This is a genomic window from Sphaerotilus sp., from assembly GCF_041083715.1.
Classification (GTDB): Bacteria; Pseudomonadota; Gammaproteobacteria; order Burkholderiales; family Burkholderiaceae_C; genus Sphaerotilus.
Map to the genome: position 1 here is coordinate 1 of NZ_JBFPGY010000347.1, position 18534 is coordinate 18534.

Consider the following 18534-nt stretch of genomic DNA (forward strand, 5'->3'; position numbering starts at 1 on the left):
CCAAGGCCATCCTGACGGCGCTGAAGACCTACGGCATGTTCATCGCCGACAACGGCAGCAACTACTACCTCAGCGGTGTCCCCGATGCCCGGTGGAACAACAGCCGCCTCATCACCGAGCTGAAGTCCGTCAAGGGCAGCCACTTCGACGTGCTCCAGATGGCCGGACTGGTCAAGGGCTGATCCGGCCCGGGCGCCGGGTCAGCGGCCCTTCTTCGGCGCTGCCTTGGACCCGGTGACCCGCGGCGGCAGCCCCGTGTGCTGCGTCAGGATGCGGCCAGCCCCCGGCACCACGATCCTGGCCTTGCCCGCCGGCTTGGCCACCGACGTCTTGATGCCGACCGGCGTCGAGTTCTTGCGCCGCGCGCTCTGGTAGCTGCCGTCGGTCGTGGGCTGGTAGGTCGGGATGAGGTGGTGCTTGCCGTTGCCGATCAGGTCGGCGCGGCCCATCTCGCTCAGCGCCTCGCGCAGCAGCGGCCAGTTGTTGGCATCGTGGTAGCGCAGGAAGGCCTTGTGCAGCCGCCGGCGGCGGTCACCGCGCACGATGTCGACCTTCTCGGCGCGCCCGACCTCGCGGCTCAGGCCCTTGAGCGGGTTGAAGCCGGAGTGGTACATCGCGGTCGCGGTGGCCATCGGGCTCGGGTAGAAGGTCTGCACCTGGTCGGCGCGGAAGCCGTTCTTCTTCAGCCAGACGGCGAGGTTCATCATGTCCTCGTCGCTGGTGCCGGGGTGGGCGGCGATGAAGTACGGGATCAGGAACTGCTTCTTGCCGGCTTCCTCGCTGAACTTCTCGAAGAGCTGCTTGAAGCGGTCGTAGGTGCCGATGCCGGGCTTCATCATCTTGGACAGCGGGCCGCCTTCGGTGTGCTCCGGCGCGATCTTCAGGTAGCCGCCGACGTGGTGCGTCACCAGCTCCTTGATGTACTCCGGCGAGCGGATCGCCAGGTCATAGCGCAGCCCCGAGCCGATCAGGATCTTCTTGACGCCACGCAGCGCCCGGGCACGGCGGTACATCTGGATCAGCGGATCGTGGTCGGTGTTCAAGTTCGAACAGATGCCGGGGTAGACGCAGCTCGGCTTGCGGCAGGCCGCCTCGATCTCGGGCGACTTGCAGCCGATGCGGTACATGTTCGCGGTCGGGCCACCCAGATCGGAGATGACGCCGGTGAAGCCCTTCACGCGGTCGCGGATGTCCTCGATCTCGCGGATCACCGAGTCCTCGGAGCGGCTCTGGATGATGCGGCCCTCGTGCTCGGTGATCGAGCAGAAGGTGCAGCCGCCGAAGCAGCCGCGCATGATGTTCACGCTGAAGCGGATCATTTCCCAGGCGGGAATCTTGGTGGCTCCGTCGTGACCGCCTTGCTCGTCGGCATAAGCCGGGTGCGGGCTGCGCGCGTAGGGCAGGTCGAACACCAGGTCCATCTCTTCGGTGGTCAGCGGGATCGGCGGCGGGTTGATCCAGGCGTCGCGCTCGCCGTGGCGCTGCACCAGCGCACGGGCGTTGCCGGGGTTGGTCTCCAGGTGCAGCACGCGGTTGGCGTGGGCGTAGAGCACCTGGTCGCTCTTGACCTGCTCGTAGGCAGGCAGGCGGATCACGGTGCGCTCGCGCGGCGGCATCTGCAGCCGGCCGGTGGCGCGCGCGGTCGGGATGAAGCGGATCGGCTGCACCCCGCCTTGTGCGGCAGCGGTGTCGCCGCCCTCCTCCTTGGCGCAGGTCGTGCCCTGCTCGGCGGCCTGCTCCGAGGTGGTCTGGTAGGGATTGATGTGGGAATCGATGCGCCCGGGCAGATCGACGTCGCTCGAATCCAGCTCGAACCAGCCCTCGGCGCTCGGGTCGCTGGTGCGGCGCATGAAGGCGGTGCCGCGGACGTCGGTGATCTGCTCGACCGGCTCGCGCGCGGCCAGGCGGTGGGCGATCTCGACGATGGCACGCTCGGCATTGCCATACAGCAGCAGATCGACCTTGGCATCGACCAGGATCGAGCGGCGCACCTTGTCCTGCCAGTAGTCGTAGTGCGCGATGCGGCGCAGCGAGGCTTCGATGCCGCCGAGCACGATCGGCACGTCGTTCCACGCTTCCTTGCAGCGCTGCGCGTAGACCAGCGAGCTGCGGTCCGGCCGCTTGCCGCCGAGGCCGCCGGGCGTGTAGGCGTCGTCGCTGCGGATCTTGCGGTCCGCGGTGTAGCGGTTGATCATCGAATCCATGTTGCCGGCGGTGACGCCGAAGAACAGGTTCGGCTTGCCGAGCACCTTGAACGGGTCGGCGCTTTGCCAGTCGGGCTGGGCGATGATGCCGACGCGGAACCCCTGCGCCTCCAGCATCCGCCCGATCACCGCCATGCCGAAGCTCGGATGGTCGACGTAGGCATCGCCGGTGACGAGCACGATGTCGCAGGAATCCCAGCCGAGGACCTCCATCTCGGCGCGGCTCATCGGCAGGAACTTGGCCGTCCCGAAGCGCTTGGCCCAGTACGGACGGTAGCCGTTCAGGGCTTTGGGCGCGCGGGGCATGGTGGGGGCAGTCAGGGTGGCGGCCAAGGCAGGGCTCTCGATGCGTGAAGAAATCAACCCTCGATTGTCTTCGGTCGAGGCCCCTACCGCCAGCGCGAAATGAATTCACCTTCCGAACCGGCGGGCACCCGCCACCGGGACCTGGCGCCGCACCACCTCAGACGCAAAGGTGACGGCGCATCCGCGCCAGGCGCTTGTCACCGACACCCTTGATGTCGAGCAGGTCGTCGATCGACGCGAACGGACGCGCAGCGACCACCGCCTTGGCCAGCGCACGGTTGAGGCCGTCGATGGCGACGAGCTGCTCCTCGGTCGCGAGATTGACATTCAGCAGATGCGCGGGACGGGCCTTGGGCCTTGCCGTGGCAACCGGGGCCGCAGCCCGTGCCTCCACCGGCGTCGCCAAGGGCGCCACCACCGATGCGGCAGGCGCTTGCGCCGCCAGCGTCACCCTGTGGTGGTCGCGCGTCAGCAGGCCGTCCTGCGTCCATTCACGCAGCATCAGCACCAGCACGGCCGCCGCATCGGCGGGTGCCGACCAGGTCTCGCCCAAGCACTCGCAGCCCGTCTGGCCACCAAGCTGTCCGACGTTGACGGTGCCGAGGCACTGCCCGGCAAACGCCCCACCGGCGTAGGGCTGCGCCAGCGCCCACAGCTCCAGGCACAGGCTGCCGCTGAGGTTGGTCGCGGGGCGCGGATTGGTGACGGCCACCGAGTCGATCTGCACGCCGACAACCACAGACCGGGCCACCAGCGGACGCTCCACCACCAGCTTCGGCTGCAGGAACGATTGCGTCATCGCAAAGACGCGGAGATCCCGCTCCACTGCCAGCCCGCCGGTATCAGGCACCGACAGTGTCAGCACCATCTGCCAGTCGGCCTGCCCGGATGGCAACGCTGCGGGAACCTCCTCCTCGATCAGCACGGCGCTGTCACCGTGCAGCGTGGAGCGGATCTGCGCAACGAGGATGCGAGACCCCGCGTCGGTGGCATCGGCGGGCTGCGCCCACAGCGCCAGCAGCACCTCGGCTGGGCCGCCCGCGATCTCCGCCCAGAGCGTGATCTGATCACCATCCAGGCGGTAGCCATGGACACCTGCGATGTGCGGCGCAGCCTCGGCGCTGTCCGTGGCAAGGTCTGAAGAACGTGGAGCGGTCAGGAAAGTCATGTGCTGTGTCAAGCCGGCGGGCTCTCGATGGACGTGTCAAAGCACTCAAGGGTAATCCCGAAGTGTGGTCATTTTCATGACTTGACGCGAACACATCACAAATAAATGCCCCCAAATAGCACCAAGACAGTGCCTATTGCCGGCAAAACAAGTGCAACGCCGCCAATCGCACAAAACAGGTGCACCGATCGGGGGAATCCCGCCCAAGCACCAGCGCCCATGCGATGTGCGCCACTGGAGTGCGGCGGCGGGGATGCCTTATGCTGCGAGCCACTTTTCGGCATCTCGCGCGAGGCCGGCCACCCGGTCGACACCGCGTTCCGACCACGGATCGCGACGCCGAGGCTGCGCCGGGTGATCCGCGGGGGATGCCTCGTCCACGCCACGCTCAGGAGCACGCCATGGCAACACCCAACTATTCCTACGAAAAACGTCAGCGCGAACTCGCCAAGAAGCGGAAGACGGAAGAGAAGCGCAACCGCAAGTCCAATCCCGGCCGTGACGATGGCAATGCCGATGCATCCGCACCGGCCGAGAATGGACAACCCCCACAGGCCGGAACGGGCGAGCCCGTCAACGCGGGCTGACCAGCGACCGGGGCGGTCCGGTCAGGCCTGTCGACCGGCCTTGCGCCGGCCGAACAGCACCACGCCCAGTCCGGCAGTCAGCATCAGTCCGGGCGCAGGCTCCGGCACCGGTGCGACAGCTTCACCGATGTGGAGCACCTGGGTCACATCCCAGCCCAGCTCCGCCAGACGGGCCTGCGCGCAGTAGCCGTCACTGAACTTCACCTGCACAGAAGCGTAGCGCAGCGATGCGCCACTGAAATCCAGGTTCTGGCTGTCGACCTCACCGGTCGATGCATGAACGATGCGGTCCAGATCCAGACCGCCGAAGGACCAGATCTCCTGGCTTGCCAGCTGCAGCCCGGACCACATCTGCGTCGAATAATGGGTGCTGCTGCCGGCCAGTCGGTCCGCATGGCGGCCGTCGCTGAGGTAGTCCTCCCACACGCCGGCACCGTCCACCTGTGCACCCATCGCATACGTGACACCGGTGACCAATATCCCGGCATCGGATTGGTTCACCACCGCTCCGGCCTGCAGATACCAGTTGCCGTCCAGCGTGACCGTCGCTGCATGCCGTGTCTGGGCTTGCACTGCCACCGAAATCGAAGCGGCGATGATTGCCGTCATCATTTTGCTGTTCATACCAGTTCCCGTGTTGACCCAAGGCTGCATGGCTCAGACCTTGAGCTATTTATGATTGAAAATCAGCGTTTGCCACTGGTTCCAACCGTAACGGGATCGCGCAGCATTCTTTCATCCGCTCACCCCTTGAATGCGGGGATTGCCGCGCCCTGGAAACCGACATTTACCGAGTAATTCACGGCCGTAACCCCCTGTTTCGTGGGGTTTCACACCTGTTGCATTGTGTATTTATTCATTTTCAGGGAGTGGAAACTTGCGGTGCTTCCAGCACCACTGGCTCACGCAGTCATCCACTCGCTGCGAAGACGGCTCAGGAATTCAGAGGCAGGAACCGGTTTTCCCAGCAGAAAGCCCTGCGCCACGTCGCACTGCTGCTGGGCGAGAAAGTCGAGCTGCTCCACGGTCTCGACCCCTTCGGCAACCAACCCAACTTCCAGACTCCTGGCCATGGAAATCATCGCGCTCACCAGCCGCGAACTGCCTGCATCGTGCGGCACATTGATCAGGAAAGACCGGTCGATCTTGAACCGCTGCACCGGAAGATCGCGCAGATAGGACAGGCTGGAGTAGCCAACCCCGAAATCATCGATCGACACACCGACGCCCAGATCGGCCAGCCGGTTCAGCAACCCGCGGGCCTGCACGGTATCGGTCACGGCGGAACTCTCGGTGATTTCCAGCTCCAGCAAGGACGCCGGCAGTGCATGTCGTGCCAGCGACTCCTGCACTGCGCTGACGATGTCGTCGTCCACCATCTGCCGACTCGCCAGGTTCACCGCCACGGACAGCGGCCGTCCGGCCACCTCCTGCCAGGTGAGCGCATGGCGACAGGCCTCGTCCAGCACCCAGCGGCCGATCGGCACGATCAACCCGGATTCTTCCGCCATGGGAATGAACTCGGCCGGCGACACCATGCCCTGGCTGTGGTGGTGCCAGCGCAGCAATGCCTCGGCACCCACCAGCACGCGGGTCCGGCAATCGAACTGGGGCTGGAAGTACAGCTCCAGCTCCTTGCGCTCCAGCGCCCGGTGCAGATCGACCTCCAGCTGGAGTTGCACGGGCGAGTTCTGGCGATCCTCGCGGTGGTGGACATGCAGCTGGCTGCGACCGGCGTTCTTGGCGACATACATCGCCGAATCGGCCTGGCTCATCAGGGCGACACCGTCGACACACGCCAAGTCCTCCCCGACGCCGACACCGGTGATGCCGATGCTGCCACTCACGCGCAGCCGGTGGCCATCCACCTCCAGCGGCTCAGACATCAACCGGAGGATGCGGCGGGCGTGTGCCTCGATGTGGGTCAGCGCATCCGGCTGGACCACCAGCACGGCGAATTCATCACCACCCAGGCGCGCCAGCACCGCCTCTTCGTCCAGCGCAGCACGCAGGCGCGCCGCAATCTCGAGCAGCACGCGGTCCCCGACCAGGTGCCCAAGCGTCTCGTTGATTTTCTTGAACCGGTCGAGGTCGATGATCATCATGGCCAGTGGCACCGAGTCGCCCGCAGACGCTCCTGCACGCAGTTCGGTCAGCGCTTGAGCCAGACGCTTCTGGAACGCCTCCCGGTTGATCAGGCCGGTGAGCGCATCATGCTGGGCCAACTTGCGCATCGCCGCCGCCGCACGCAGGCCGGCACTCTGGTCGCGCAGCATGCCCAGCCATTCGCCACGCGGCGCAGCCGACACGAGCGGTCGACAGGTCAGCGACAGCTGGAACACGGACACCTCCCCACGCAGCGCCCGCAACTCGATGCGGACATCTCCGGCGCCTGGGCCTGCGTGGGCCAGTCCACGCAGATACTCCCGCAACGCGGACCGATCAGCCGGATCGATCAGGTCGAACAGCGACTGTCCGCACAACGACTGGCGCTGGAACATGCCGTGCGCAGCGGGGTTGGCCGCCAGCACGCTGCAGTCGGCATCGAACGTGATGATGCCCTCGGTGCTCTGGTCGATCACCCCACGCAGGCGGGCATCGTCGAATTCAGCCTGCTGGTCCATGGCGCGCACAACTTCCGCGGAACGGTCCACCCGGCGCTGCATCTGGCGCAGCGTCATCGCCAGCACCAGCGTGCCCAGCGCACCGGACAACAGCACCAGCAGCGCCTCGGACCGCAGCAGATACAGGACGGGATCCTGGTGCAAGGACAGCATCCACAGCCGCTGCCCCACCTCGATCACATAGCGCCGATCCAGCGCTGGCCCGCGCAGCGGATCCATCCATGACAGCGGCTCCGCATGGTCATGGCCTCCGCCTTCATACAGAACGATGGGTGGCTGCTGTCCGTCGACGCCTTCGGTCGTCCCGATGTCGGTGAGCCTGACCCTGTAGGGCAAGGTCACCCCTTCGGGCATCACGTTGGCAATCAACCGGCTCAGATCGATGGACACATTGACTTGGCCCAGGAACATCTGGCGACGCCGTGCGACCGAACCAGGGTCGCCCTGCCCGCCCGTCTGCCGGTAGATCGGCACGCCGATGTCGACGCCGTCGAATCCCTCGGGCAGCCGATGCGGCGGCGTCAGCGTGCAGACATTGTTGTCTCGCGCCAGTTCGATCCACTGGGCACGGTCGGCATCGACCACCGGATCGGCCTGCGGACCGCCGTCATCCGGCTGGCGATAGTCCGTCGCGAGCCGGCGACTCGCGGCGTTCCAGCGGTCCAGGTGCACGGAGACCACTTCAGGCAGGTTCTCTCGCACCTGGAGGATGTCGTAGTGGGTCTTGAACTCGGCGCGCGACACGTCTTCGCTGGACAGGAACAGCCCCTGGAAACTGCGGGCGACGTCGATCAGGCGCTTCACATGGCGATCGAACAGCAATTCCCGCGCTTCCCCGAACGCCGTGAAGCGCGTCTGCGCATCGTGCGCCAGGCGGTCCGCCACCATGCCCCACGCCATCAGCGTGACCACGCATCCCAGAGCGATCAGCCCACGACCAAGCCACCGGCTCGTCCGGGCATCACCGGGTACGCCGTATCCGTCCTGTCTGGCTGCTCTGTTGGTCAAAAACTTCCTCGTCTACGCCCAGCGGCACCGGGACATCGGCAGTGTCGGTGAAAGCTGAAGTCTGACCGCCTGTCATGACCCCATTCCACAGGGGCCGAATTTGTCAAGCCATCCGCGAGAGGCACGCGCATGCATTCGTCGAGCAGGCGACGCCCGATTCGCTCGAACCAGATCTTAAGAGGGGCTGCAAATCACACAATAAGTCACACACTTCCGGTTATTCTTACAAATAGACACCTATAGAACAATCAGACACAACCGGTCGTCCTCCAGCGCCCCCCTGAACTGCACATGCTGCACACCCACTCTCGCCATTCACACCCCCTGCTTCGATGTGGCTCCGCCGGCACGGGCCTGTTGCTGTCGGCCGCTGCGGGGCAAGCCGCAGAGCGTGCACCGATGCTGAGCATGTCGCTGGAAAGCCCGCTGGGGCCCGCCTGGGCCTGGGTGCTGGTGGTCGTGATGATGGCCATCGTCGTGCTGCTGGCCGCCTACACCTTCCGCCACTACTGGTTCTCGCTGAACCGGCTGTTCGGTGACCAGCGCCACCCCTACGCCAGCATCGTCAGCGCCGACTGGCCGCGTGTGACGATCTTCGTGGCCGCCCACAACGAGGAGGCGGTGATCGAGGACTGTCTGGTCAACCTGATGAGCGTGGACTACCCGGCCGACCGCATGCTTGTGGTGCCGGTCAATGACCGCTCCAAGGACCGCACCCGGGAGATCATCGACGAGGTGGTCACCCGCTACCCTGGGCGCATCCGACCCTTCCACCGCATCGACGGCAAGCCCGGCAAGGCCGCGGCCCTGAAGGACGCGACGGAGACGGTGGACACCGACTTCATCATCGTCTTCGATGCCGACTACCTGCCCTCGCGCGGGCTGATCCGCCGGCTGATGGCGCCGTTCTTCGACCCGGAGGTGGGTGCGGTGATGGGCCGGGTCGTGCCGCAGAACTGCGGCGCGAACCTGCTGACCCGCCTGCTCGACCTGGAACGCTCCGGCGGCTACCAGGTCGACCAGCAGGCACGCATGAACCTGGGTCTGGTGCCCCAGTACGGCGGCACGGTGGGCGGCATCCGGTTGTCCGCGCTGCATGCCGTCGGCGGCTGGCACGACGACGTGCTGGCCGAGGACACCGACCTGACCTACCGCCTGCTGCTCGGCAGCTGGAAGACCATCTACCAGAACCGCGCCGAGTGCTACGAGGAGGTGCCGCAGAACTGGTCCGTGCGCACCCGCCAGATCAAGCGCTGGGCCAAGGGCCACAACCAGGCCATGTGGCGCCACACCACCGCGCTGCTGCGCCAGTCGGACCTGAGCTGGCGCGAGCGCATCGACGGCGCGCTGCTGCTGGGCGTCTACATCATGGCGCCGGTGCTGATCATCGGCTGGGTGGTGAGCCTGCTGCTGTACTTCACGGTGTCGGTGCAGTGGATCGCCCCGGCGCTGCTGCTGATGGCGTTCATGAGCCACGGTGCCCTGGGCAACTTCGCCGCATTCTTCGAGATCGCGGCGGCCACCCACATGGACCGCTCGCACAACCGCATCCGGCTGCTGGCGTTCAACTGGCTGGGCTTCATCGTCAGTGCGGTCGCCATCGCCCGTGGCGCGCTGGAGCAGATGGTGCTCGACCGCATCGGTGCGCCCAAATTCCAGTGGGACAAGACCATCCGGTACCGCACCGCGGCGCCGAAACCGGGAGCCCAGGCATGAGGGTCACCCTGCTGCTGATCGTGCTGATGCTGCTCACCGTGCTGCTGCCGCTGGTGCCGGCCTTCCGCGAATGGCGCAAGCCAACCGACGTGACGCCGCTGCCCATCGACGAAACCGACGCGCTGGAGCCCGAGTATCTGGCCCGGCGCTTTTCGGGCCTGATCGGGCCGGCGCTGGAGAAAGGCCAGATCGAACTGGGCGGCGTGCCGCTGGTCCACCTGCCGGCCAGTGCCATCCACGCGCCCTGGCCGCTGAACGACCAGGAAATCCGCTCTGGCCGCACCCGGCGCATCTGGCACACCGACGGCGACTGCATGCTGCCCGAGCGGCTGCACTGCCTGGCCGAGATGTCCGCGCGGGGTGCCATGCGGTCCGCCGCCGGTCACACCTATCGGGCACTGCTGAGCGAGGCACAGCTGTCCCTGTCGCCGCGCAGCCGGATCATCCGCTGGGCCCACGCCCGCAGCATGGCCATCGGCGACCACTGCCAGCTGCCCGCCCGCATCAGCGCCTCGCAGGTGCTGATGATCGGGCGCGAGGTGAGCTTCTCGCTGCTGCACGCACCCGCCATCCGGTTCACCGGTCAGGTGCCGGCGGACTGGATCATTCCGCCGGATGGCCGCTGGTCGATCGGCTCGTCGGAAGGCGTGCTGTGGGACGCGGTCACCGGCACCGGCAGGGTGCCGGGTCTGCTGCATGTGCCACCGTCGCGGCGCTGGCGTGGTGACCTGATCGCCGATAGCCACCTCTCGATCGGCGAAGGCTGCGAGGCAGAAGGCAGCCTCCGCGCCGGCTCGCTGAACGTGGGCGCCGGCTGCCGCATCCAGGGTGGGTTGATGGCGCCGGGAGAAATCTATCTGGCGGCAGGCACGGAGGTGCGCTCATCGATCGTGTCCGAAACGCTGGTCGTGCTCGGTGCGGGCTGCGTGATCGGCGTACCCGGTGCGCATGCGACCGTGCGCGCGCCGCGGGTCGAGATCGGCAAGGGGGTCGTGGTGCATGGCACGGTCTGGTCCGGCCAGCGCCTGCTCGCCATGGGTGGCCCGCAGGACGAGGACCTGGACCCGATGGACGAATCCGGCCTCGGCGCTGCGGTGCGCTGGAACAGCGTCTCCGGTCGCGGCCTGGCGAACGCGGATCTGAAGATCCCGCCGCTGCGGCAGTGGGGTGGGGATCTGGTCTGCCAGGGCGACCTGGAACTGGGCGCGCGCTGCCATGCGCGCGGCAGCCTGAAGGCCTATGGCGATCTGGGACTCGGCGCCGGTGTGCGGGTCGATGGCAGCGTGGTCGCGCAAGGCGATGTCCTGGTCGGTGCGGGCAGCACGGTGGGCGGCTCGGTGATGTCGGAAACCGCAGTCGTGCTCGGCCCGGGCTGCACCATCGGCACGCCGGAGCGGCATGCCACGGTCTGCGCACCCCGCATCGAGATCGCGCTCGGCGTGGTCGTGCACGGCACCGTCTGGGCTGGTGCCAGCGGCGACGCGACAGGTGCGTTGCAGATCGGCGCCGAAGTCGATCTGGACGAACACCTTGCCGAACTGCCACCACTGCCCGCGCTGCCGGGGAGGGCAGCCGCATGAATGCCAGCGTCTTCGCCCGCCTCGCGGCCTGGCCCTGGCGCCGACTGCTGATGGCGCTGGTGCTCATCGGCGCTGCAGCCGGCACCTGGTGGCAGGCCCGCGGCGACCGGCTGCCGGACAACGTGCAGCAGATCGTCCTGCTGCTGCCCGACGCCGATCTGCACGACCCCGTCCAGGTGCAGGCCTGGCAGGACGCCGCCGAAGAGCTCGGCATCCACCTCGACACCCGGACCGCCTCGCAGCTGATGCGCTCCGGTCGCCAGGCGCAGGGCACCGCCTTCATCCTGCCGGACACCCTGCACCGCCGCATGAGCGATGTGCTGATCGACCACCTGCGCGAGCGGGTGCGGGCTGGTGACACGCTGATGCTGGTGCATGACGCCGGCCTGTCGGACATCGACGGGCGTTACCGCGAGGAACACGCGCGGCTGTCGGATCTGGCGGGTGTGCAGTACGGGCTGTATGGCGAGCTGAAGACCGGGATGCTGCGCGACACACCGGCCTGGGTGCTGCCGGAGCAGGTGCAGGCACTGGGCATTCCACCCGGCAAGCTGGTGCGCGGTGCCGACGGTCGTCCGCAGACCAGCGCGCAGACCGCTCCAGGACCGGACGAGCCGCTGTCCATCGCCGGTTACGTCTACGGCGAGCTGAAGTACCCGACCTTCGTCACCCGCGGCCGCTACGACGGCACGCGGCTGATGACCACCGCCGACGGCAGCCTGCTGGCCGGACTCCACCGCTTCGGCGCCGGGCAGGTGCTGTTCGTCAACCTGCCGCTGACGCAGCTGAAGGTGCGCACGGACGGGCTGCTGCTGCACAGCTTCCTGCAGTACTTCGCCGAGCGGGTGGTGGGCGCACCGCAGCTCTCGCCGATGCCGCAGGGCCGCGGCGCCGTGGTGATGAACTGGCACATCGATGACCGCAAGGCGCTCCCGGCGCTGGAGCGGGCCGCCGAGATGGGCGCATTCAAGCAGGGTCCCTACTCCATCCATTTCACCGCCGGCCCCGATGTCAACGAGGAAGGCGACGGCAAGGGCATGGACCTGAGCAACAACCCGCAGGCGCAGGACTGGGTGCGCCGCCTGGGTGCCGCAGGCCACGAGATCGGCAGCCACGGCGGCTGGATCCACAACTGGTTCGGCTCGCGGGCCGACAAGCTCGACCGCGAGGTGGTCGCCTCGCTGATCGAGCGCAACTCGGCGCTGCTGCTGGAAATCGGCGGCCGGCCGGTACGCGAATACTCGGCGCCCGTGGGCAACCACCCGGCCTGGACCACCGCCTGGCTGCGCAAGCGCGACATCCGCTCCTACTACTTCACCGGCAACACCGGCATGCCGCCGACCCGCAGCTACCAGGACGGTGTGCGGCCGCTGCCGGACATCTGGTCCTACCCGGTGCTGAACTTCGGCGTCTACGCCTCGTTCGAGGAAGCCAAGGCCGACCAGCTGCCGGAGGCCGAAGTGGCCGCCTGGCTGACCGACGTGAACCGCTTCTGTGCCGACCACCGCACGCTGCGGCTGGTGTATTTCCACCCCATCGGGCTGGTGATGTACCCGCAGGCCTTCCAGCGCTGGCTCGAGAACGGCAAGGAACTCGCCGACCAGGGCCGCCTGCGCTGGATGACGATGGCCCGGTACAGCGACTTTGCCAACCAGCGCCTGCGCACCCGCTGGACGCTCGCCGACTCCAGCCAGAGCGCCAGCCTGCCCAGCCAGCAGCTCGAAGCCCACCACCCCCAGTCGCTCGACGGCATGACCTGGCTGCTGCCGCGCAGCCGCTACGCCCAGCCAACCGTCACCAGCGGCCAGGCGGCCATCGACGAGGTCGATGGCCAGTGGCGCGTGGTGGCCGGCTCCGGCACGGGACTGCGGCTGCACCTGCCCCTGGAACCACGCGGCGCCAGAGCGCCCTCCTGACCACCCACTTCACGACCGACACCCCAGTCCCCTGTCATGCAACGACCCATTCTCATCTCCGTCGGCACCCGTCCTGAGATCATCAAGATGGCGCCCGTCCACAGCGAACTGCGCCGCCGCGGTCTGCCCGTGGCCTGGGTCCACACCGGCCAGCACCGCGAGATGGCGCAGCCGCTCTACGAGTTCTTCGGCATCGAACCCGAGCACGAGGTCACGCTGGAGCGCCGCAATGGCCAGCTCTCCCATCTGAACGCCTTGCTGCTGGAAGGCCTGTCCACGGTGTTCGAGCAGGTGCAGCCACGGGCCGTGCTGGTCCACGGCGACACCACCAGCACGCTGGCCTCGGCGCAGGCCGCGTTCTACCAGGGCGTGCCGATCGGCCACGTCGAAGCCGGCCTGCGGACCTTCAACCACCGCGAACCCTTTCCCGAGGAAATGAACCGCGAGCTGACCGCCCGCATGGCGCACTGGCATTTCGCGCCGACGGCCAAGGCGGCGACCAACCTGCGCAACGAAGGCGTGCGCCCGCCCGGCATCCACACCGTCGGCAACACCGCCGTCGACGCTGCGCTGGCCGGCACGGCGCGGGTGGAAGCCCTGATCCACCAGGGCCGCACCGTCCTGCCCGCGGAACTGGATCTGCTGCGCGAAGGCGTGGCACACCGCCACTGGCGCCTGGTCACCGTCACCGCCCACCGCCGCGAGAACTGGGGCGAAGGCATCGGCAACATCGCCCGTGCGGTGGCAGACCTGCTCGATGCACATCCGGATCTGGCCGTGGTCTGGCCGGTGCATGGCAACCCGGCGGTGAGCGACGCGGTCCAGGCCGCACTGGGCGAGAAGGCGCGCCGGCTGGAAGGCCGCCTGACGCTGTGCGCGCCGCTGGAATACCCGGCACTGCTCTGGTGCCTGCACCACAGCGTGCTGGCACTGACCGACTCGGGCGGCATCCAGGAGGAAGGCGCGGCGCTGTCCTGCCCGGTGCTGGTCCTGCGCAACACGACGGAACGGCCCGAGCTGATCGATGCCGGCGCAGGCATCATCGTCGGCACCGACCGCCAGCGCATCGTGCAGACCGTGTCGCACCTGCTGCAGGACGCCGCGGCGCTGCAGCACATGCGCGATGCCGTCAACCCGTTCGGCGACGGCACCACGGCGCAGCAGATCGCCGATGTGCTGCAGCACGACCTGAAGGTCTGAGATGACCACACACAGGGTTCAACACCACACACCCATGCAGCTCGGGCTCCTGCTGCTGGTGGGACTGGCCGGGACGGCACGGGCACAGGTGCTCGCCGAGGAAGCCACCCCCGCACCGGCACCCGCGCCTGCGGCCAGACGCCACGGCCAGATCGAGCTGACGCAGCAGCAAAGCCGCTACAGCGCCAACCTGCCCGGCGGCCATGCGACCAACCTGCGCAGCAACTGGGCGCTCGGCCAGGACACGGTGCTCAACGCCGAGCTGCTGTCCGAGCGGAAGTTCGATGCCAATGGCGGCATTGCCGCCGTCGGGGCGACCCGGAACCTCGACGCGGACTGGTTCGCCAGCGGCACGCTGAGCCACGGCTGGGGTGGCCCGAACTGGGCGCGCAACCGCCTCGACGCCTCGGTCTCGCGCAAGTGGGGCGCGTCGCGGCAGTTCGTCACCACGCTGGGCGGCTACCGGGCCAACTTCGACGCAGGCCGCAGCGACCGCGGCCTGCGCGTCTCGGCCAACTACTACCTCCACCACTTCGTCGTCTTCGAGGGCGGCGCCGCCTTCAACACCAGCCACCCCGGCCAGGTCCGCTCGCAGATGCCCTACCTGGCGGTGACGCTGGGCACGCAAGGCCTGCAGTTCCTCAGCCTGCGCGCCAGCCGCGGCAGCGAGGCCTACCAGAGCATCGGTGCCGGCGCGCAGCTGGTCGATTTCGACAGCCAGGCGCTCAGCCTCGACTGGCGCTACTGGCTGGCCCCGGACTGGGGCATGACCGTCCACGCCGAGCGCTATCTGAACCCGAGCTACAGCCGCACCACCGTCGGCGGCGGCCTGTTCCTGCAGCTGTGATCCCACGGAGTGCCCTTGTCCATGTTCCGCAAATCCACCCGCTCCGCCCGGCCTGACTTCCAGCATTCGGTGCTGCATGCCGTGCTGGGAGAACTCACCCCGCGCGGCGCCCGCGGCGGGCGGGTGCAGATGCACCGCTCGATCTGGGGCCTGCACCTGCCGCCGAACCGGCTGGCCGGGTCCGTCCTGCTGGCCGTGGCGCTGACAGCGGTCATGGTGCTGCTGCGCGAGTCGATCGCCACGCTGTGGTCGACCGAACTGCTCTGGTGGCTGAACCACATGGAGCTGTCCGGACGCTTCACGGCGGTCATGGAGCAAGGCAAGCTGCCATTCCAGATTGCCACACCGGTGGTCACGCTGTTCGTCCGCGCCCCGCAGACCACGACGCTGATGTTCAACGCCATCGGAGTGGTGACGGTGTGGTGGCTGTCGGGAATGTTGCCCGACGTGGCACGCCCGGGCGGCTACCTCCTGCGCTTCGCCGCCATCATCCATGGGGCCGCGGTGCTGTTCTTCTGGATCTGGCCAGCGAGCTTTCCGCACTCGGTCAACGAGCACGTCGGCAACGGCCTGCAGCAGTGCTGGGCGCTGATGCTGCTGGCGCCATGGATCCACCTCTGCACCTACTACCTGTTCGCCGTGACGTGGGGACAGCGGATCGCGCTGACCGCGCTGACCTGGGCCTACCTTTTCCTGCTCGCGCCGCTGTTGCTGGCCGTGCATGCCCTGGTGCTGCACGCCTGGGGCCTGCTCGCCATGCCGCTGCTGCACCTCCTGTTCGGCGTGATGGTGGCCATCATCGGTTTCGTGGCGATCTATGGCTGGGCCATGAGCTGGGCCAACGCACGCCTGCAACCCACGCCCATCCCCTGAAAGCCCATGTCCATTCAACTCCCATCGACTCCATTGAACCGGCTGCGACGCCTGCCGTGGCGCCTGACGTCCGCAGCGGTCGTGGCGGCCTTCGCGCTGGCGCCAGCCGGTGCGCAGGTCAACGCCGGCACCCCGCCCATGGACAGCCTGTGCCCGCCGGGGGCGCTCGTGGACGCGGCATTCCGCGACGCGGCCGTGCTGACCATGCGGCAGCTCGTCGTGCGGGCGCCGAACCTGCCAAGCCATGGGGCCGTGCGCCGTGCACTGGCGCCCGCCCACATCGATGCCCAGAAGCGTGCCTGGCACCACATCGCTGTCTACGAGGGCAACCTCGGGCTGATCGGCGCGCTGCGGGTCGACCCCAGCCTGCGCACCGAAGCGGCCGACTGGCTGCGCTGGCAGGTGCGCCACCTGCCGCTGCGCGGGTTGGACCAGGGCGTGCTGTACGACCGCTGGGTGCTGGCCGACGGCTCGCAGGAGACGATGTGCCCGCCGGACATCGACGCCAGCCACTGCAACCAGATCGACGCCACCGACAGCACGATCGCCTCGTTCTTCCTGATGGCCAAGGCCTACCTGGACAACGGCGGTGACGCCGCCCTGCTGCGCGAACCGGCAGTGCGCCTCGCACTGGAGCGTGCCGCTGCCACGCTGGTCAAGCTGCAGCAGGCCAACGGATTGAGCTGGGCCAAGCGCAGCCACCCGGTCGCCTACCTGATGGACACCGTGGAAGTGGCCGCCGGCTGGCGGGCGCTGGCCGATCTGCAGGACCGGGTCTGGACACAGCCGCAGGCGGCACAGACCAGCCGCGACCGCGCCCGGCGCGCCAGCAGCGGCGTCGAGCAGCAGCTCTGGGATGCTGGCGCCGGCCTGTGGCGAGTCAGCCTGGATGCGGCTTCGCCGCAGACGACCCGCTGGTACCCCGACACGATGGCGCAGGCCTGGCCGCTGCTCTGGAGCACATCGAGCCAGCCCGCCAGCTACAGCGCCTCGCGCAGTGCCTGGCCCCGTGCCGCCGCCCAGTGGCGCACCAACGACAACGCCTGGCAGACCCGCAACGTCGATCCGGCCGGCTTCTGGTGGCCGGCCGCTGCGGTGGCGGCGCACTGCGTCGGCGACACCGCCGCTGCCATGGACTGGGTGGCGCGCGCCCGCGCCGCCTGGCTCAAGCCCCAGGCGCCCTTCGCCTGGCCCTTCCAGGTCAGTGACCTGCTCTGGCTGCTGTGGCTGGCCGAGCCCGGCCCGCCACAGGCGCCGCTGCCTGTGCCGGTGTCCACCTTGCCGGCCTCGCGCAGCGGCGGCTGACCGTTCATCCGAGCCCCATCGGCATTCCTCAAACGACCAGGAGAGACCCCATGCACTCGCATTCACCCGTACACACCCGCTCCCCGCGCCGCGCGCTCACCGCACTGACTGCCTCGCTGCTGCTGGGGCTCGGCCTGCTCTCGCCGGTCGCCCATGGTGCTGTCGTGCGCGACACGCTGGTGATGCTGGTGCCGGACAGCGCCAACCTCGCCGACTGGCCCGTCAAGGTCTGGACCGACTCCGCTGCGGAAGAAGGCATCCGCCTCCAGACGATGACCGACACCCAGTTCCTGGCGCTCGGCACCGGTGCCGCAGCGCAGATCGCCGGCCTGATCCTGCCCGACAGCGCCCACCAGCAGGCCAGCGACGCCGTGGTCGCCGCGGTGACGCAATACGCCAACCTCGGCGGCAAGCTGATGCTGGTGTACGACGCTGGCGCGCTGACCACCAGCGGGGTCTATGCCTCCGGCAAGTCGCGCTTCTCGGCGCTGGCTGGCGTCGACTACACGCTCTACGACACGCTGCTCGACCGCATGGTCGGCTTCGGCCCGGTGGTCGGCGATGCCACGACGCTCGACAGTCTGCGCCTGGCGCCTGGCAAGTACATGAGCTGGTCCACACCGATCACCATTGCCCGCACGACCAGCGCGAGCACCCAGTTCGTGCAGACCTCCACCGCCGACCCAGCCGGCACGAAGGCCATGCGCAGCTTCATCGAAGCCCGCGCGCTCAAGGGCGTCGACGAAAGCTCGCGCAACGTGCGCACGGCCCAGCGGCTGACCAACCAGGCCGTGCGCGACCTCCTCGGTCTGAACAGCCTGCCGGCCACCACCGGCGTCAAGCTCGCGCCCAAGGTCACCGGAACGACCACGACGGCGGTCACGACCAGCACCACCACGGCAGCGGCCGGCACCTTTTCCACCGCCGCCGTCACCCTCGCGCAGCCCAAGGCCATCAGCAGCTACGGCTACGGCTACCTCGACTACTTCAGCTTCGTCACGCAGGGTGCCTATGCCGGCACGCCTTACCTCGCCTCGCCCGACCACGGCCTGGTCGCCGGCAGCCGCCCGGTGGGCAGCGGCAACGTCCTGTTCGTGAACCTGCCGCTCGGCTACTTCAAGGCCATCGGCACCGACAGCGCGCCGCTGCACGGCTTCCTCAACCTGTTCGCGCACCAGCATGTGCAGATGCCGACCATGT

12 protein-coding genes and 2 pseudogenes are annotated in these 18534 nt (G+C 68.1%); 10 read left to right on the forward strand and 4 right to left on the reverse strand.

Annotated features, from left to right (window positions below; translation table 11 throughout):
* Window positions 1-182 (forward strand): annotated as a pseudogene (locus AB3X43_RS16385) (hypothetical protein); the annotation flags it as partial.
* Between the two features lie 18 nt (window positions 183-200).
* On the opposite strand, the gene AB3X43_RS16390 reads toward AB3X43_RS16385, so the two are convergent.
* A complete protein-coding gene (locus AB3X43_RS16390) occupies window positions 201-2510 on the reverse strand; it encodes a YgiQ family radical SAM protein (RefSeq protein ID WP_369430934.1) in 2310 nt (769 codons plus the stop codon).
* 157 nt (window positions 2511-2667) lie between these two features.
* Window positions 2668-3678, reverse strand: a complete 1011-nt coding sequence (locus tag AB3X43_RS16395; protein ID WP_369430935.1) for a ComEA family DNA-binding protein — start codon at window positions 3676-3678, stop codon at window positions 2668-2670.
* Between the two features lie 401 nt (window positions 3679-4079).
* On the opposite strand from AB3X43_RS16395, the gene AB3X43_RS16400 reads away from it, so the two are divergent.
* A complete protein-coding gene (locus AB3X43_RS16400) occupies window positions 4080-4265 on the forward strand; it encodes a hypothetical protein (RefSeq protein WP_369430936.1) in 186 nt (61 codons plus the stop codon).
* 21 nt (window positions 4266-4286) lie between these two features.
* Here the strand turns inward: AB3X43_RS16400 and AB3X43_RS16405 are convergent, their stop codons facing one another.
* Window positions 4287-4874 carry a PEP-CTERM sorting domain-containing protein gene (locus AB3X43_RS16405; RefSeq protein WP_369430937.1) on the reverse strand — a complete coding sequence of 196 codons (588 nt, stop codon included), beginning with the start codon at window positions 4872-4874 and terminating at the stop codon, window positions 4287-4289.
* 293 nt (window positions 4875-5167) lie between these two features.
* On the reverse strand, window positions 5168-7801 hold the full coding sequence (locus tag AB3X43_RS16410; protein ID WP_369430938.1) for a bifunctional diguanylate cyclase/phosphodiesterase: 2634 nt from the start codon (window positions 7799-7801) through the stop codon (window positions 5168-5170).
* A 495-nt stretch (window positions 7802-8296) separates the two neighbouring features.
* Between AB3X43_RS16410 and AB3X43_RS16415 the strand changes: the two genes are divergently transcribed.
* The 8 genes and pseudogenes from AB3X43_RS16415 to AB3X43_RS16450 form a co-directional block, all read left to right on the forward strand.
* The gene (locus AB3X43_RS16415) at window positions 8297-9613 is read left to right on the forward strand and encodes a glycosyltransferase family 2 protein (RefSeq protein WP_369430939.1); all 1317 of its coding nucleotides are present in this window, start codon (window positions 8297-8299) and stop codon (window positions 9611-9613) included.
* On the forward strand, window positions 9610-11193 hold the full coding sequence (locus tag AB3X43_RS16420) for a hypothetical protein (RefSeq protein ID WP_369430940.1): 1584 nt from the start codon (window positions 9610-9612) through the stop codon (window positions 11191-11193). The genes AB3X43_RS16415 and AB3X43_RS16420 overlap by 4 nt, the downstream gene beginning before the upstream one ends.
* Entirely contained in the window at window positions 11190-13109 is a 1920-nt protein-coding gene (locus AB3X43_RS16425; protein ID WP_369430941.1) for a polysaccharide deacetylase family protein, read from the forward strand. The genes AB3X43_RS16420 and AB3X43_RS16425 overlap by 4 nt, the downstream gene beginning before the upstream one ends.
* Window positions 13110-13145: 36 nt before the next feature.
* Window positions 13146-14309 (forward strand): non-hydrolyzing UDP-N-acetylglucosamine 2-epimerase, encoded by a 1164-nt coding sequence (gene wecB / locus AB3X43_RS16430; protein WP_369430942.1) that lies wholly within the window; start codon window positions 13146-13148, stop codon window positions 14307-14309.
* Window positions 14310-14343: 34 nt separating this feature from the next.
* The gene (locus tag AB3X43_RS16435) at window positions 14344-15156 is read left to right on the forward strand and encodes a YaiO family outer membrane beta-barrel protein (RefSeq protein ID WP_369430943.1); all 813 of its coding nucleotides are present in this window, start codon (window positions 14344-14346) and stop codon (window positions 15154-15156) included.
* 21 nt (window positions 15157-15177) lie between these two features.
* Window positions 15178-16029 (forward strand): hypothetical protein, encoded by an 852-nt coding sequence (locus AB3X43_RS16440; protein WP_369430944.1) that lies wholly within the window; start codon window positions 15178-15180, stop codon window positions 16027-16029.
* A gap of 6 nt (window positions 16030-16035) precedes the next feature.
* Window positions 16036-17334, forward strand: coding sequence for a hypothetical protein (locus tag AB3X43_RS16445; RefSeq protein WP_369430945.1), 1299 nt, complete (start codon window positions 16036-16038; stop codon window positions 17332-17334).
* A gap of 50 nt (window positions 17335-17384) precedes the next feature.
* Window positions 17385-18534, forward strand: a pseudogene (locus AB3X43_RS16450) (hypothetical protein); the annotation flags it as partial.

Bases quoted from the DNA above. Each gene is read 5' to 3' on its own strand.
- AB3X43_RS16390 (WP_369430934.1), bottom strand. From the start codon at position 2,510: ATGCCCCGCGCGCCCAAAGCCCTGAACGGCTACCGTCCGTACTGGGCC.
- AB3X43_RS16395 (WP_369430935.1), bottom strand. From the start codon at position 3,678: ATGACTTTCCTGACCGCTCCACGTTCTTCAGACCTTGCCACGGACAGC.
- AB3X43_RS16400 (WP_369430936.1), top strand. From the start codon at position 4,080: ATGGCAACACCCAACTATTCCTACGAAAAACGTCAGCGCGAACTCGCC.
- AB3X43_RS16405 (WP_369430937.1), bottom strand. From the start codon at position 4,874: ATGACGGCAATCATCGCCGCTTCGATTTCGGTGGCAGTGCAAGCCCAG.
- AB3X43_RS16415 (WP_369430939.1), top strand. From the start codon at position 8,297: ATGCTGAGCATGTCGCTGGAAAGCCCGCTGGGGCCCGCCTGGGCCTGG.
- AB3X43_RS16420 (WP_369430940.1), top strand. From the start codon at position 9,610: ATGAGGGTCACCCTGCTGCTGATCGTGCTGATGCTGCTCACCGTGCTG.
- AB3X43_RS16425 (WP_369430941.1), top strand. From the start codon at position 11,190: ATGAATGCCAGCGTCTTCGCCCGCCTCGCGGCCTGGCCCTGGCGCCGA.
- wecB (WP_369430942.1), top strand. From the start codon at position 13,146: ATGCAACGACCCATTCTCATCTCCGTCGGCACCCGTCCTGAGATCATC.
- AB3X43_RS16435 (WP_369430943.1), top strand. From the start codon at position 14,344: ATGCAGCTCGGGCTCCTGCTGCTGGTGGGACTGGCCGGGACGGCACGG.
- AB3X43_RS16440 (WP_369430944.1), top strand. From the start codon at position 15,178: ATGTTCCGCAAATCCACCCGCTCCGCCCGGCCTGACTTCCAGCATTCG.
- AB3X43_RS16445 (WP_369430945.1), top strand. From the start codon at position 16,036: ATGTCCATTCAACTCCCATCGACTCCATTGAACCGGCTGCGACGCCTG.